Origin of the sequence: Paenibacillus ihumii (assembly GCF_001403875.1) — a bacterium.
GTDB lineage: Bacteria > Bacillota > Bacilli > Paenibacillales > Paenibacillaceae > Fontibacillus > Fontibacillus ihumii.
Genome location: NZ_LN884299.1, coordinates 616238 through 632328, shown reverse-complemented (window position 1 = coordinate 632328; position 16091 = coordinate 616238). Strand labels below are relative to the sequence as shown.

Genomic DNA, 16091 nt, shown 5'->3' with positions numbered 1-16091 from the left:
GCGCTCTATATTAGTAAGGGGTGACTTATTCTTTGGACCAAAATCCAATAGCTAACCCAAGCTCTGGCCTGGCCCCGAAATTCAATATCCCCGCAACTCCTCCCGAGGGGAACTACAAAGGGCCGCCGGAATTTCCAGGCTCACAGTCTTCGCAAGTAGAAGCGATCGCCCGCAGCTATGGTTCAAGTATTGTGCTGAGGCGCTGGGCTGCTACAATGCTGGATTTTATCACCTTTGCAGGATTACTCGGCACCTTGCTCTTTTTTGACAATCCGAATTTGGCCCTGGTTTTCCTTGGATTTATACCGCTGTATTATCTCCTGCTTGAAGGATTCACCGGGTATACGGTGGGAAAATATCTTGTCCGCATTCAGGCTGTACGTGAGGATGGAAGGCCGCCTGGCTTTGTCAAATCCCTGATCCGGACGCTGCTCCGCATTGTCGAGACGAATCCTCTGTTCTTCGGGGCAATTCCTGCAGGAATTTGCGCTCTGGCCACAAAGAAGAAACAGCGTCTGGGAGATATGGCTGCAAATACATATGTGTTAAAAGTGTCGGACTTGAGGTTCATGGAGCCGAGCCGCAGGACCAAAGCTGTGCTTGCGGGGATATTCACTGCGATAATATGCCTGGCGGTCATCCCGAATGTGATGGCCTGGACTATTACCGGTTACCCGGAGTCTGAGCCGAAGAGCACTGTGTATCAAAGTAAAGATGGCCGGTTTCAATTGACGGACGGCGCGGGGTTAGGGCGCGATAGTTCATCAATGAGGGAGATTGGCGCCACCTTGGTATTATCCGACTTTTTTAAGAATAAAAGTATCGTCGTGTTCACTTATCCAAAGGAGGAATTTGGGTCTGACTTGTCGTTGGAGGATTTTTACCTTGTTATGAAGGAGGAGCGGCTGGATAAGACGACGACCCTGATTCAGGACAGGATGGCTCGAATCAACGGGGAATCGGCATACGAATTGACTTACCGGGGGATGATCGATAAGGAAGAGTACATGTATATCGTGACTTTTGTGGATACTCCAGAGCATTTTCATGAGATCATCGCCGTTATGGGGCAACGGTATTACGAGGAATACGGGCCCAAGCTGCGCGCAACTGTAGCTACCTTCAAGGAAACGATGGGCGAAATTTAATTTCTGCAGCTGTGAGCTGCCCCGGGGATCAAGCTAAAGATCCTTTGGGGCGGCTTGTTTTTCTTTCAAGCGAATGCTCTCCTCCTGTTTCCTGGAGGCCCGTGGAGAGTGGCCGGTCACTTTTTTGAACATTTTTGAGAAGAGGAAGGGGTCGGTATAGCCTACGGAGCGCGACACGTCACTGATAGCCAGATCGGGATTGCGGAGCAGCTCGATGGCCCGATTCATGCGATATTCCAGTAAAAAGGTCTGCAGCGAGACACCGAACTGCTCCTTGAAGAGCCCGGATAAATAAGTCCGGTCTAGTCCAACGGAACGGGCGATATCCATGACGGTTATTTTCTGGCTGTAGCTCCGCTCAATCCATTCGATCGCTTTGCGGATATAGACCTCTTTGGGATGGGAGGTCTTCGCCTCCACCGCTGCCTTCGGTGAACAGGAGATCAGCTCGGCCATGATCCGGTAAACGATGCTCTGGATGAGCATATCCCCTCCGCGCTCCAAGCGCGCGGCCGCAAGATCGTCGTAGAAGGCTTCGAATAGGCGGCTGTCTGATTGGAAGATGGGATAGGCCAGGGATAGGCCAGACCGCTGCAGCAAGGATTTGACATGGAGTCCCCGGAAGCCGATCCAGGAGTAAGTCCACGGATTGACCGGATCAGCTTCGTAGTGCACCAGGACGTCGGGAGGAATGAGGAAGCCATGGCCGGATTGGAGGTCATAGGTCTGGCCGCCGATATGAAACCGGCCTGCGCCTTCATGGATGTAATGAATAATATGACAGTCCCGCAGACCGGGGCCCCAGGCATGGCCGGACAGACACTCCTCCTTGCCGAAGAACAGCAAGCTGAGATCCATTTGGTTCTGGAACGTCTCGTTAAAATGGACGATATTGATGCGGCTCATTTTTAATGCACTCCTCCTTTCTTGGCCGATGCTTGCTATCGTGTGCAGTTCAGTGTTTTTCTTTTCTAGCAGATACTCGCTATCGTGTACAGTGCAATGCTTTTCTTTTCTAGCACGATACTCGCTGTTGTGTGCAATAAAATGCTTATCTTTTCTAGCACGATACTCGCTGTTGTGTGCAATACATTGCTTATCTTTTCTAACCGATGCTCGCTGTCCGTGCGAAGTCCGTGCTGTTTGCATTGGGGCTTGCCTTCCCACCATTATCGAAGCGGATACAAGCATTATAACAGGTCTGAGATTGAAGACAAATGAGGAAATGACTTTAGAAAATGAGATATAACCGTTTTATGAAATGGGATTATGACATGTTTTAGCGGGAAAGAGCCATGTTCACCTTGCCGTACTCCGCTTATAGTTAAAGTACATTTAACGAGTAATGGAGGGATGAAACAGTGGCTAAAATAACATTTTTAGGTGCAGGAAGTACGGTGTTTGTCAAAAACGTTCTCGGAGACGTCATGCTGACCGAAGCCCTGCAGGGCTTCGAACTCGCGCTGTTTGACATCGATCAAGAGCGGCTGAAGGATTCAGAGAACCTGCTGAACAGCATGAAGCAATCGCTTGGCAGCACTTGCGTTGTAAAGGCTTATAGTGACCGCAGGGCAGCGCTTCGGGGCGCGAAATATGTCATTAATGCTATTCAGGTGGGCGGATACGATCCCTGTACGATCACGGATTTTGAGATTCCGAAGAAATACGGCTTGCGGCAGACGATTGCTGATACGCTTGGAATTGGCGGCATTTTCCGCAATCTGCGTACGATTCCGGTGATGCTCGACTTCGCCAGGGATATACAGGAGGTATGCCCGGACGCGTGGTTCCTGAATTACACGAATCCGATGGCGGTGCTGACGAATGTGATGAACACAGCAGGCGGCGTAAAGACCGTTGGCTTGTGCCATAGCGTCCAGAAATGTATTCCGGAGCTGTTCGGAGCACTCGGTTTGAGTGAGGAGGGATTGGAGACGAAGATTGCCGGGATCAATCATATGGCCTGGTTGCTGGAGGTGAAGCGCGACGGCAAGGATTTGTATCCGGAAATTCGCAGGCTGGCCGCTGAGAAGCAGAAGGAAAAACATCATGATATGGTGCGGTTTGAGCTGATGCTGCGTTTCGGCTATTATGTGACGGAATCCTCGGAGCATAATGCGGAGTATCATCCGTATTTTATCAAACGCAATTATCCGGAGCTGATCGAACGCTTCAATATTCCGCTGGATGAGTATCCGCGGCGCTGCGTTGCCCAAATCGAAGGCTGGAAAGAGCAGCGGGAGAAGCTGTTTGCGAGCGAGAGCATCGAGCATACCCGCAGCCTGGAATATGCTTCGTATATTCTAGAGGCGATGGAGACGAACCGTCCGTACAAAATCGGAGGCAACGTCATGAACACGGGCCTCATCACCAATCTGCCGCAGGAAGCCTGCGTGGAGGTGCCGTGTCTGGTTGATGCTTCGGGCATTACGCCGACCTATGTCGGAGCGCTGCCGCCGCAGCTTGCCGCGTTGAACCGGACCAACATCAATACGCAGCTGCTGACGATCGAAGCGGCCGTAACCGGGAAGAAGGAGCATATCTATCATGCGGCACTGCTTGATCCGCATACCGCTGCGGAGCTCTCGATCGACGACATCGTGGCGATGTGCGACGACTTGATCGAAGCCCATGGAGACTGGCTGCCAAAGTTTCAATAGCAGCGGGCTACCTATTGACGCCGCCTGATAATGGCTGGTATTATTTGGTCAATTGGCGAAGAACGTCCTCAATCACTTTTGAGTGGTTTGAGGGCGTTTTTTATTTTAAAAGTTTAGTTGTATAGGAGGAGTTGTTTGAGGATGGTAAGTTTTAAGGGAGCGCACGCCGCCTTTATTCAGGGTCATTTGGGACGGCGAACGGGTGAACGAAGGAATCGGCTGGAGAGAGGGCATGGACATGGTGAAATCCTTTTTGCGGAGAATGTCTGGTGGCCCTAAAAAGGAGATTTTGACGGTCTTCATCCTGAATATGAAGTGCTCGATTGGCGCGGGAGGTCGTATTTTGCCGATTATGTCTTTGATCCGGGGATCCGTCGGCTATTGATCGAAATTAAAGGATTTGGCGAGCATGTCACCAATATGGATCGGAAAAAATATTGCAACGAACTCAATCGTGAAGCATTCTTAGCTGGTATGGGATTTCAAGTGATTTCTTTCGCTTATGATGATGTGGCTCATCGGCCGGATATCTGCATTTACTTGCTGCGTATGGTGCTGAGTCGATTCGAATCGGTGAATAAGCAGGTGGAACGGATTTTTTCGCTGATCAAGAGATCATTCGCTATGCGATCTTTCTAGCTCGACCGATTCGTCCCATCGATGTCGCAAAGTATTTCTCGATCAATCATCGTACCGCGATCGGCCACTTGAAGCGGCTATGCCGGAAGGGTTGGTTAAAGCCGGTCCATCGTGGGACAGGACAACGCATTTTTTACTATGAATTAACGAAACAGGGATTCGACGGGTTGGATAAGGGGTTTATGTAGTTTGTTAGGTATCTTTGTTTGTGCATGGGGCGTGCATGTGTCTAGACATGCGTGTGCACCGGCATGTGTGTGCTTGAGCAAGTATATGCAGGGAATACATGTGTGTGTGGATAGTGCGTATGAGTATGTACGTGCATGGCTTGTGCGAGGCATGTAGTACATGGCGTTTTTGTGAAGGTATGCTTGTGTCTAGGCATGATTGATGCCTGGGGGGAATGTGCATGTGAATGCATGTGTGCGGAGATGGTGCGTATGGCGGGACATTCATTCGCTAAGGAATGTTAGTTTACTTAGAAGTTTTAGGCCTGTTATTGGTCTTTTTAGGATAAATGGGGGTGCTGAATGCATTTTATACAACTAGTTAGCCTTCTTTATTAAAAAGTCATCGTGCTAAATGTAGATCATGCAGTTAGTTTGGCTGAATTGGGTTGAATCGCCATAGAAACCCCAAAATAACAGTAGGTTCTGCAGTTCGTCGCCGCTAACTCAGCAAAAATCGGTAAACTAACTGTATGAAATGCATCTAGATATCTCGCCTTATTAGCCGCCCTTGCCATACCGGCGCCTTCGCTGCACTCGTGAACTTGTCGACTCATGCCCTCGTGTACTTGCGTCCTCGCGTCCTCACGCCCTCACGCCCTCGCTGCACTCGTGAACTTGCCGCCTCGCGCCCTCACGCCTTCAGGTCCTCGCCATATTCGCCGCACTCGCCATATTGCCAATGTCCCTGAGATCTATATTACTTGCGATATTTGCAATGGAACCGCGGCTAGGCAAATGACCAACTAAGCGAATGTCCATACTAAACGAATGACCAAACTAGCTAATCTGTAATAAAAAATGGGCTCCCTTGCTCGAAAAGGAGCAGGGCAAGCCCATTATCTATATAGCACAAATAATTTACATGTAAGAAGCCCGAACTAGATTACTCCTGATTTTTCTCTTAGAAATTCATATAAATAAATTCCTGCGTCTCGCCGGAGAAGAACAAGATTCCTATAACGATCGCTATAATGACGATGGCTCCGCCGATGGCTGTCCCCAGCATCATCAGTGCTCGGCCGACACGATGACTGAGGCGATTGGCTTTTGTTCTGGCAAGCTTGGCGCTACGAGTTTGTAATTCCATATTGTGTCAACTTCTTATAGAGAATTTCGCCGAACATTTTATTGCCTTCATCCAGCATATGGGACGGATCGCGATAAAATTTATGCGGGATCGTGTTATTCGTCCCTTTGTTGAACTCGATGTACGTATAGCCCCTGGATTCGATCAGCTCCTGGTAGGCTCCCATTACTTTGTTGTAGTCTTCCCAATTCAACAGCTTCTTCTTGTTGATATGCTCCTTATCCAGCGGAGCGGAATAGAAGACGGCCTTTTTGTTGTGCTCTTGCAGCAGATCCAGGGTCTTCCCGATCATGAACAGGCCGAAGCTGCTGTCTTTGTCAAACGGCTTGTTCCATACGTAGAGCTGCTTAAAGTGATTGTTGATCTCTTCCTTATGTTTGTCCTGCATTTTCTCGTATGCCGTGTACATCGGTGCGTAGCTTGGCGTCACGCCATTCTTCTTGTCCTGCTCTTTTTTGATTTCCCGGCGGATTTTCTCCATCGGGGTACGCGTCTTGAACAGCTTGTAGCTGATGACGTCGCGATCATGGTACAGCGTCCATTTGCTAAGGAAGTTGGACGTGGCCCAGTTATGGATGTCGCTTGGAAGCGACTGGCGATTCTTATCTGGAAAATCGTTCAGCCAGCTCCGCGGAATATTCTGATCGAGCTTCGTTATGAGAGACGGGTACACAGTAACGTTAGGCTCGTTATCCGAGACGACGGCAATCCCGTAGTTGATCTCATAGACGACATAATCGACTTCGTCAATCATCGAGGCGAGCACGGCATAAGTCTCCGTAAATCTGCCGCCCGTAAGCCCCATGTTGAGGACGCGTTTGTCCTTGAGATGAACCTGAAGCACGCCGGCAGAGGTGTTGGCCCCTTTCATTACGGTCGTGCCGTAGACAGTGGAAGGTCCGAACAAGCCGACGACCTGCTTCCCGTCATCAGGCTGCTGCTTTAAATATTCAATCCACAGCGGCGTATAAACGATGGAGTCGTAAGCTGGCACGCGCAGCTCCTTTTTGGCATGGGTTACGACATCCTCCTGCATATGATTGACAATCGGGCTTGCTCCGTCGCTAATTCCGATCAAGCCTGCAATGGCAAGCGAGACCATCATGACGGTAACCGTCTTGTTCATGAATAAATTAGGCATCAATAAATCCTCACTTTCGTTCTAAGCTATTTTAGCGTAAGCCCAGCAATCGCAGCATGAGATCCCATCCGTCGACGATCGGCAGGATGAAGAACACCCGACTGATGGTGACGCCGAAGAAGGTGATCAGAATGGCGATTAACGTCGTTCCCGGCTTCAGCCATTTGGGAACGGGCTTTAATTTCGGCTTGATCTGCTTCACATGGAAGCGATGGATGCACAGCATGACTCCGTGGAACATTCCCCAGACGACGAAATTCCAGGCTGCTCCGTGCCAGAGCCCGGATACGGTCATCGTAGCCATCAGGTTCAGGTAGACCCTTGGGGCCGGAACGCGGCTGCCCCCGAGCGGGAAATACACATAGCGGGTAAGCCAGGAGCCAAGCGAGATATGCCACCGGTTCCAGAACTCGGCAATGCTGCGGGCAAGGTATGGGAACCGGAAGTTCTCCGGAATGACGATGCCGAACAGGCGCGCTGTACCGATCGCAATGTCCGAGTAGCCTGAGAAATCAAAGTAAATGACAAACGTATAGGCGATCAGCGAGATCCACAGTGTTCCGGTATCGGCCCCGGCAATTCCCGCCTTGGAGTATACCGGCTGGGCGAGCAGATCGATTGAACCGGCCAGCACCAGCTTTTTGAACATACCGAACCCGATCCGGGTCACCCCGACCAGAATGTGGTCGATATGGAATTTCGCCTTGAGCTGCGGGTAGAACACCTGGAACTGCTTAATCGGACCGGCGACCATCGTCGGAAAAAAAAAGATAAAGGACAGAAGTCCTTCCGGTCTATGCTCCGGCAAATTTCCACGCTTGCGTTCAACCAAATAATGAATGAGCTCGAAAGTAAAATAAGAAATCCCTAAAGGAAGGACGATTTGCTCCGCCTTGGGGAAGAAGGGCTGCTGCATGAAGGCGAACAAATCATTCAGCGTATCCAGCAGCATATTCGTATACTTGAAATAACCGAGCACGAGAATGACCCCGATGATCGCAGCGGGGTAAATCCAGCGTTTACTCCACTTGGCTGCGGCCTTGACGATAAGAATCGCTATAACGACCTCCGCCAGCAGCAGGAACAGATAGGAGCCTGCGTAGTAGTAATAAAAGGTGACGCCTGCGGCGAACAGTACCCAGGGTCTGATTCGGTGCGGCATAATGTGGTACGTGACGACAGCCACGAGCACGAACAGCCAGTAAATCCAGTCTGTATAAATCATAATATTTTGTTTCCACCATCCAAGTTGTTTACTGTCTCTAAGACTACTGCTTGTTCATGATAGCACAACATGGGCGCATCCGGTTATATCAAAATTCGCTAAATGCTCCAAATATCTGGAACAAGGAGCGAGCCTGAGTATGCAAAATTCGCCAATTTGCAAGTCTATTCCTGCTTTTTTTACAAATAAGGAGTATTCCTGCGCGGGTCTATAAGTTAGACGCTTTTCCCGGATAAAAGTTTCCAAATTTATGAGAAGGCAAATTATGTTCAACTCCAGACAGCTTTATCACGCGTATCATGCATATCAAGCGCATTCGCGGCAAGTAACATTCACCCGGTGGCTTCCATTGCGCCCGAACGCAAGCAAATAACGCTTTTGATAGAAAAGCACGAATCCGCCTGCCCTGCATATACTGTGCGTAATTCGCCTAGGAGGTAGCAGGGCCGTGATTATTACGTTTAATATGGGGGCTGGCCGGCTTGGCCAGCTTGTAACAACGGAAATATACAGGGGCATCATGGATCAGAAAAGACGGAGTCCAGCTGTTTTTGTCTATCGTTCGCCGCAGGAGCTGGATTTCGAGCTGGGCCTGAGAGCGGCGATTGTTAAGGCTGCTAAGGACTTCTATGCGGGAGGCGCCCAATTCGCGACTTTCAAAAATTCGAGAGCCAATGAGCAGTATTGGATCCGCCTGCCTAACGGAGGCTTTCGGCTCAGGGAGGAGGCGCTGCCCTCGGACGCCATCGCGGATATAGTTCATAATGGCTCAAGGTATGCTATGGAATGTGCGACAGCAATGGTTGTGATTCTATACAAGGGCGTGCTGGACATGATTGGCGCAGGTGCGTTCAATAGACACTTTAGAAATCTTGTGCTCTACGACTGGCAGTACGACAGCAATCTGCAATTAACCCGTGCGCCGCAGGCTGCTGCCGGGGACGTCGTTTATTTCGAGAACCCGGATTTTGATCCCCAGACGCCCGAATGGCAGGGGGAGAATGCCATTGTACTAGGCAATAACCAATATTTCGGCCATGGGCTGGGGATTAGCTCTGCCGAGGGAATCATTCAAGCCTTGAACGGGAGGAGAAGATCCGGAAGCACGACCTCCGCTTATTTATCCGATCTCGTCGTCCATCCCGATTTCGAGTATATCCGCAAGCTTGGAGGGGGGTAGAAAATAACAAAATGAGGAAATAGGAGGGAATAATTAACATGGCTATCATTTTATTTCACTATATAAAATATTTTTCTAGACCAAATTAATAGACTGTGCTATACCGATATTTAGTTAAGAAAATTTAATGTCTTAGAAAAAAGTGACAAGTCGTTTGTAGCTGCGTTGCTGCTAGCCTTCTTTTTAGGCTCTTTGGGGGTTCACCGTTTCTACGTAGGCAAGATCGGTACTGGAATCATTCAGCTCCTTACTCTCGGCGGGCTTGGAATTTGGACGCTGATCGACTTTATTCTCATTGCTGTCGGCAGCTTCAAGGATAGCGAAGGCAGACCAATTAAAGCCTAGGGATTATACATAGGACACAGGTGAGTCTCAGGGTCACGTTGTTATTGATGCAGCCCTTAATGCCCTTAAAGAGATATCCCTGCACTTAAGCGACCGTTCTTTGGCCTATCGCCATGGGACGGTCGCTTTCTGTTCGGCGGCATATTGCTCAATTTGCCAGGATGAATATACGGTCGTTCCCTGAGGGTTGTCTATGGCCATTAGGTACATTGCACGGGCAACAGTTTCCGCCTCGATTGCTCTATATTTTTTGAGAGGGCCCGCAAACAGGAAGGGAAGTGCCCGAAAGAAGGCTCCTGCCCAGCGTTCAGCCAGTCGGAATTCCCGGCGGTCGCCGAGCAGCAGGGAGGGCCGGAGAATGGACAGGCTGTTATAAGGCATTTGCCGGAGTCCTCCCTCGGCAATGCCTTTGATCCGCGAATAGAAGATCCGGGAGGCTGGATTCGCCCCCATGGCGCTGATGAACAGAAAATGCCTTGCTCCTTGCTGCAGTGCCAGCCTGGCGATGGTCAGCGGATATTCGACATCGATTCTGTACATCGCCTGCTGGGTCTTGGCTTGCTTGATTGTCGTGCCGAGGCAGCAGAACACGTCATCAGCGCTAAATTGCTGCTCATATTGCTCCAGCTGGTCAAAATTCACGATAAGCTCCGTAAGCTTGGGATGCTTAAGGTGAAGCGGAGCCCGGACTACGGCGGTTACAGCATCATAGTGCCGCCCCTCCAGCAGCATATCGAGCAGCTTGCAGCCGACGAGTCCGCTGCCTCCAACAATAAGAGCTCTTTTTCCCATGGCCATGCTCCTTTCAGTTCGCAATCATCGTGGGTGCTTGCATATTTAAAATATATTATAGCTGAATTGCTTAGGATTTGTTTTGACCCGCCCGCAAGTGTACAATGTGGACAATAGAAACTAGTTCCCTATGCTTGGCAATGTGAACGGTAGAAGGTTTGCTTCCTATGCTTGGCAATGTGATCGATGAAGGTTCGTTGGCCCTTTGCTTGGCATTGTAGACAATAGAAGGCTTGTTTTACCCTTTGCCTGGCAATGGGGGTTAGGCATGAATATTTTCAAGGAGGGATTAGGTTGAAGTATCGGAGACTAGGCAAAACAGAATTGAATGTATCCGTCATCGGCATCGGGACCTGGCAGTTTGGCGGTGAGTGGGGAATGCAGTTCAATCAGGGGGAGGTCGATGCTATCCTCGATAAAGGGCAGGAATGCGGCATCAACCTTGTTGATACAGCAGAATGCTATGGCGACCATCTCTCGGAATCGTTTATCGGCGATTACATGAGCCGGCGCAAGCGGGAGGACTGGATCATCGCGACGAAATTCGGTCATCATTTTCACGAGCGTTTTACCCGCACAGATGTGTTTGACGCCGAGGATGTCCTGAAGCAGCTGGACGCCTCGCTTAAAGCGCTGAAAACGGATTATATCGATGTATATCAATTCCATTCGGGGCCGGATAAAGTGTTCGACAATGATCAATTGTGGACGATGCTGGATAAACAGGTTCAGGCCGGTAAAATACGCCATCTGGGCACCTCGATCGGCAGCAATGATAATCTGCATCAGACCGATGCGTCAAGCCTGGTCAACTCCAAGGTCATTCAAGTCGTATATAATCGTTTGGACCGTGTGCCGGAGGAGCGGGTATTCCCTTCCTGCGAACGACAGGATCTCGGCGTGCTTGCCCGCGTTCCGCTGGCCAGCGGGTTCTTGAGCGGCAAATATAAGCCGGGCGCACAATTTGATGCGACCGATGTACGGCATCGGCAGGATGCCGAAGCGGTTCGCCGCAAGCTGGAGGAGGTCGAGCGAATCCGCCGGGAGGAAGTGCCGGCAGGCGTGGATATGGCGCAATGGGCACTGGCCTGGTGCCTGAAGAATCCGATTGTGAGCTCGGTCATTCCCGGCTGTAAAAGCCCGGAGCAGGTGGCATCCAACGCGAGCGCTGCTGATTTAGTAGAATAACGAGATATGCTATGAGCCCCGCTGGCCTTTGTGCTGGCGGGGCTTCATTATGTTAAGCGTTATGGATCGCAAGCTATTCCTCATGGGCCTTCAAGACGATCACCGCGTTATGGCCGCCAAATCCGAAGGAGTTGGATATTCCGATGCGAAGCTTGGCTTGCCGTGCCGTGTGAGGCACGTAATCCAGGTCGCAGGCCGGGTCGGGATTGTCCAGATTGATCGTTGGCGGAATAATGCCTTGCTCCAGGGATTTGACGAGGGCCACGGCTTCGACGGCGCTGGCCGCCCCCAGCATATGCCCGGTCATCGACTTGTTGGCCGTTACTGGAATGCTGCCGGAATGCGCGCCGAACAGCTTCTTAATTGCCTTTGTCTCCGACCAGTCGCCGACCTCGGTGCTCGTGGCATGGGCGCTGATCACGTCCACATCCTGCGGCTTGATATCCGCTTCCTTGAGCGCAAGCTTCATCGCCCGATAAGCCCCGATGCCTTCCGGATGGGTCGCGACAATATGGTAGGCATCCGAGGTAGCCCCATAGCCGATCACTTCGGCGTAGATGCGGGCCATTCTCCGCTTGGCATGGCTGAACGATTCCAGGATCAGGATGCCGGCGCCTTCGGCCATGACGAAGCCGTCCCGGTCTTTATCAAACGGCCGGCTTGCCTTGGCCGGCTCATCATTGCGCGTCGAGAGCGCGGTGGCGTTGCCGAAGCTGGCGACGGAAATATCCGTTATTGCCGCCTCCGTTCCCCCGGCAATGACGAGGTCTGCGCCACCAGATGCGATGAGGCGATACGCTTCCCCGATCGACGTATTTCCGATAGAGCAAGCAGTGACTGGAGACAGCGCAGGTCCGGAAGCTCCATATTTAATACTGATCATCGCCGCGGCCATATTCGAGATCATCATCGGAACGAGCACCGGGCTAATTCGTTCGGGACCCCGTTCCTGCAGCAGCCTGCCCTGCTCGAGAAGGGTGCCGATTCCTCCTGTCCCGGAGCCAACGTATACTCCCATGCGATCCTTGTCGATCTGCTCCAAATCTAGTCCGGCATCGGCAATAGCCTGATCGGCGGCCGCCAAGGCAAATTGGCAGAAGCGGTCCATCCGCCGTGCCTCCTTGCGGCCGAACAGCGCTTCAGCATCGAAGCCCTGCACCAGGCCTGCGATTTTTGTTTTATGCCCGGACGTATCGAAGGTATCAATACGGGAAATGCCCGATTCCCCGTGAATTAGGCGATTCCAGAACAACTCCACCTGATTGCCGAGCGGTGAGATGACGCCCAGCCCGGTAATTGCAACTCTTTCCATGAGAACCTCCTTTAGAGCTGTTATGGGAGGTATTGTGTCATACATGTTATCCTATTACAAGTTGCTATTTATTATAGTATAATTAGTACCACTTTTAAGTTATCGGCAAGGGGGGAGCAGGGATGAAGCAGGTGACAAGACTGCAGGAGCTATCCGCATTTTTGAAGGCGCACCGGGCCAAGATCGTTCCCCAGATGGTCGGGCTGCCGGCAGGAACGCGGCGCAGAACGCCTGGATTGCGCAGGGAGGAGGTTGCCCAGCTCGCAGGGGTGAGCACAACCTGGTATACCTGGCTGGAGCAGGGAAGGGATATTAAGGTTTCCGCTTCCGTGCTGGATAATATTGCGGCGGCGCTGCAGCTGACACGGGATGAGCGCAATTATTTGTACGCCTTAGCGATGGACACCGGTGGAGGGCCGGTCTCGGCAGGCCAGCTGCTGCAAGAAGGGCAGCCGGAAATTAGTCCCTCTTTGCAGAAAATTTTGCATGAGCTAAAATACTGTCCTACAATTATTTCTGACCGAAGATGCCAGATCGTCGGCTGGAATGAGGCGGCCTCGCATGTGTTTCTCGACTTCGAACAAATTCCGATGGAGCAGAGAAACATGATCTCCCTGTTGTTCACGAGGCTGGAGTTCCGCAGGCTGGCCGTAAATTGGGAGCAGTTCGTGCGGGGCTTTCTGGCGATTTTTCGCGCCTATTATGGCCAGTATGTGGAGGATGAATGGTATGAACGCTTCTTGAGTGAGATGAAGGCGGCTCATCCGGACTTCAATCAGCTATGGGAGCAGAGCGAGGTCAGTTCAGCTCCGGAGGTTATTCTGGAGTTCAGGCATGCAAAAGGGGGAAAAATGCATTTTCAGCTAACCTCGCTGCAGGTGCATGGAAACGTGGATTTGCGCTGCAGCATTTATACTCCTGCCCCGGACACTTCTACGGAGTATAGGCTGCGGCAGTTGATGGAAAAGTAGGAGTAAGCATCAGCCCATAAATTACCAGATGCTATTGCGCATGTTATAATGTTCTTTGCACTGTTTGGATGATTAATAGGCAATATTTTTTAGACATATTGGCAAAGGGAAAGGAATGGATATGGATCGAATCAACGTATGGTATAAATCGAAGCTGGTGATGATCGGGGCTTTGCTCGTTCTCAAGCTGCTTTTGCTGCGGACGTTCTTCTTTGGCGAAATCTACTGGAGCGGGCTGCCCGGCGAGCTGTTATCCGTCTTGGGCTTGCTATGTCTAGCGGAGCTGCTGGCGCCGAACAGGGGCAAGGGGGTCGTCTTCTGGAGTCTGAATGCGGTATTTTCCTTCCTATTCTTCTCTTCGGCCCTGTATTACGCCCATTTCGGAACGGTGCCTACTTACGCCGTCTTGAGCGGACTGAATCAGGTTCCCCAGGTAAGGGCCAGCATTGGCGCATTGCTTAGGCCGGAGCAGTTTCTGTTCTTTGCGGACTTTGTGCTTGCCGCTGGCTGGCAGATTCTCCGCGCTGCACGCCGGCGCCGCAGGGGCGTCGTTTACACTTATTTTTCCGAAGAACGCAAGAACCGGAGATGGGGATGGAATGCAGGAGTAGCTGGACTGCTGCTTGTTAGCATGGTCTCCTCTGTATACTGCGTAAGCCAGGGCAAGCAGATCAATAATGAGCTAGTCCGGGCGGAGAAGATTGGATTTCTGAATTATCAGGCCGTTGCTGCAATCAGCAGCCGCGAGGAAGATCGGATTATTGCGGAGGGGGACATTGAACAGACGCGGGCCGATATCGCCAAGCTGCAGGGCAGCTATCCCTATCGGATCCAAGAGGGGGCTCCCGATTATTTCGGGATCGCCAAAGGAATGAATCTGATCGTCATTCAGATGGAATCCTTCCAGAACTTCCCGATTAATTTAAAGCTGAATAACGGGGCGGAGATTACGCCGGTGCTGAATAAGCTGGCCGCAGAAGGCATTTATTTTCCGCATGTGTACCAGCAAATCGGACAAGGCAATACGTCAGATGCCGAGTTCATGTTCAATACTTCCATTTATCCGACGGCGGCGGTGGCGATGTCTACAGGCTATGGCAACCGCGAGCTGCCCAGCCTGCCTAGAATGCTGCAGCAGCATGGGTATACGGCAAATACGTTTCACGTCAATAAGGTGACGTTCTGGGATCGGAACAAGCTGTATCCTGCGCTGAATTTTAATCAGTATTATGACAAGGCTGCCTTTAAGAACGATCATTTCAATGATTATGGAGCTTCCGACGAGGAGATGTACCGGGTCGGCGTGGAGAAGATGGAGGATCTTCATGCTCGGAACAAGCCGTTCTATGCCCAATTTGTGACGACCTCCAGCCATTCGCCGTTTATCGTTCCGGCATCGTTCCAGCAAATCGAGCTGCCGGACGAGCTGAAGGGAACGAATCTGGGCAATTACATCAATGCCGTCCATTACACGGATTATGCTATTGGACAGTTGATCGAGCAGTTGAAGGCTGCCGGACTATGGGACAGCACGATGCTGGTGTTTTATGGCGATCATTTCGGGCTTCAGCCCCATGAGACCAGCGCGGCAGAGATTACGGCGAGTCTCGGTATTCCTTACCACGAGACGATCAGCCGCTTCAATATTCCTTTCATTATTCATGTTCCCGGGAAGGAGCTCGGTATTGTAGCGGAGCGGGCCGGGGGGCAGGTGGACATGCTTCCTACTGTAGCCAATCTACTAGGCCTTTCCTTGGATAAGGAGGACTTTACCGCCTTGGGCCAGGATCTGCTGAACATTGACCGCAATGTGTTCGGCGTGCGTTATTATTTGCCGACGGGCTCCTTCTTCAATGACGAGATTCTGTTCATTCCAGGACAGGGCTTCGAGGACGGACAAGCCGTCTCGATCAAGACGCTTGAGCCGGTCGCTGACTTTGTAAAGTACCGGCAGGACTACGATTACGTAACATCGCTCATGAAGCTGTCGGATGAATATGTAAAGCTGCTGCCGAAGCGCCGCTAGTGCGCTGGTAACTTTATACGTGTCTATCTCGATGAAAAATGCCCCAGGGACTGCTGCAAAAAGTTTTGTCAACAGTCCCTCAAGGCGTTTTTTTGTTGGTTGTTTAGCGGGCAATTAAGCATTTATAAGAAAAATATACGTACCCAG

Annotated in this window: 14 protein-coding genes and 1 pseudogene; 9 read left to right on the top strand and 6 right to left on the bottom strand. The window is 51.1% G+C overall.

Annotated elements, in window-relative coordinates:
* The first annotated feature begins 32 nt into the window (after positions 1–32).
* Positions 33–1148 carry an RDD family protein gene (locus BN2762_RS10600; protein WP_055106972.1) on the top strand — a complete coding sequence of 372 codons (1116 nt, stop codon included), beginning with the start codon at positions 33–35 and terminating at the stop codon, positions 1146–1148.
* A gap of 33 nt (positions 1149–1181) precedes the next feature.
* Here the strand turns inward: BN2762_RS10600 and BN2762_RS10595 are convergent, their stop codons facing one another.
* Positions 1182–2054 carry an AraC family transcriptional regulator gene (locus tag BN2762_RS10595; RefSeq protein ID WP_055106971.1) on the bottom strand — a complete coding sequence of 291 codons (873 nt, stop codon included), beginning with the start codon at positions 2052–2054 and terminating at the stop codon, positions 1182–1184.
* 455 nt (positions 2055–2509) lie between these two features.
* Here BN2762_RS10595 and melA point away from each other — a divergent pair, with 455 nt between their 5' ends.
* From melA to BN2762_RS27645, 3 genes are all read left to right on the top strand, one after another.
* Positions 2510–3808 carry an alpha-glucosidase/alpha-galactosidase gene (gene melA / locus BN2762_RS10590; protein WP_055106970.1) on the top strand — a complete coding sequence of 433 codons (1299 nt, stop codon included), beginning with the start codon at positions 2510–2512 and terminating at the stop codon, positions 3806–3808.
* A 202-nt stretch (positions 3809–4010) separates the two neighbouring features.
* Entirely contained in the window at positions 4011–4193 is a 183-nt protein-coding gene (locus BN2762_RS27650) for a hypothetical protein (protein ID WP_230202482.1), read from the top strand.
* Complete coding sequence (locus BN2762_RS27645; RefSeq protein WP_230202481.1) at positions 4190–4447, top strand: hypothetical protein; 258 nt, start codon at positions 4190–4192, stop codon at positions 4445–4447. The genes BN2762_RS27650 and BN2762_RS27645 overlap by 4 nt, the downstream gene beginning before the upstream one ends.
* 1131 nt (positions 4448–5578) lie before the next feature.
* On the opposite strand, the gene BN2762_RS10580 is transcribed toward BN2762_RS27645, so the two are convergent.
* From BN2762_RS10580 to BN2762_RS10570, 3 genes are read right to left on the bottom strand one after another with little or no spacing between them, the layout of a single operon-like run.
* Positions 5579–5764, bottom strand: coding sequence for a hypothetical protein (locus BN2762_RS10580; protein ID WP_055106969.1), 186 nt, complete (start codon positions 5762–5764; stop codon positions 5579–5581).
* Positions 5745–6905: a hypothetical protein gene (locus BN2762_RS10575; protein ID WP_055106968.1), complete on the bottom strand. Its 1161-nt coding sequence runs from the start codon at positions 6903–6905 to the stop codon at positions 5745–5747. Before BN2762_RS10575 ends, BN2762_RS10580 begins: the two co-directional genes overlap by 20 nt.
* A gap of 31 nt (positions 6906–6936) precedes the next feature.
* Positions 6937–8130: an MBOAT family O-acyltransferase gene (locus BN2762_RS10570; protein WP_055106967.1), complete on the bottom strand. Its 1194-nt coding sequence runs from the start codon at positions 8128–8130 to the stop codon at positions 6937–6939.
* 448 nt (positions 8131–8578) lie between these two features.
* On the opposite strand from BN2762_RS10570, the gene BN2762_RS10565 reads away from it, so the two are divergent.
* Together BN2762_RS10565 and BN2762_RS10560 are read left to right on the top strand one after the other, a co-directional pair.
* Positions 8579–9310: a protein-glutamine gamma-glutamyltransferase gene (locus BN2762_RS10565; protein ID WP_055106966.1), complete on the top strand. Its 732-nt coding sequence runs from the start codon at positions 8579–8581 to the stop codon at positions 9308–9310.
* 156 nt (positions 9311–9466) lie between these two features.
* Positions 9467–9655: pseudogene (locus BN2762_RS10560) on the top strand (TM2 domain-containing protein); the annotation flags it as partial.
* Between the two features lie 105 nt (positions 9656–9760).
* Here the strand turns inward: BN2762_RS10560 and BN2762_RS10555 are convergent.
* A complete protein-coding gene (locus tag BN2762_RS10555; RefSeq protein WP_055106964.1) occupies positions 9761–10447 on the bottom strand; it encodes an oxidoreductase in 687 nt (228 codons plus the stop codon).
* Positions 10448–10741: 294 nt separating this feature from the next.
* Between BN2762_RS10555 and BN2762_RS10550 the strand changes: the two genes are divergently transcribed.
* Positions 10742–11635 carry an aldo/keto reductase gene (locus BN2762_RS10550; protein ID WP_055106963.1) on the top strand — a complete coding sequence of 298 codons (894 nt, stop codon included), beginning with the start codon at positions 10742–10744 and terminating at the stop codon, positions 11633–11635.
* A 73-nt stretch (positions 11636–11708) separates the two neighbouring features.
* On the opposite strand, the gene fabF is transcribed toward BN2762_RS10550, so the two are convergent.
* Complete coding sequence (gene fabF, locus BN2762_RS10545; protein ID WP_055106962.1) at positions 11709–12947, bottom strand: beta-ketoacyl-ACP synthase II; 1239 nt, start codon at positions 12945–12947, stop codon at positions 11709–11711.
* A gap of 122 nt (positions 12948–13069) precedes the next feature.
* Here fabF and BN2762_RS10540 point away from each other — a divergent pair, with 122 nt between their 5' ends.
* Both BN2762_RS10540 and BN2762_RS10535 read left to right on the top strand, forming a co-directional pair.
* Complete coding sequence (locus BN2762_RS10540; protein ID WP_055106961.1) at positions 13070–13918, top strand: helix-turn-helix transcriptional regulator; 849 nt, start codon at positions 13070–13072, stop codon at positions 13916–13918.
* Between the two features lie 121 nt (positions 13919–14039).
* Complete coding sequence (locus BN2762_RS10535) at positions 14040–15944, top strand: LTA synthase family protein (protein WP_055109912.1); 1905 nt, start codon at positions 14040–14042, stop codon at positions 15942–15944.
* Positions 15945–16091: the final 147 nt, after the last annotated feature.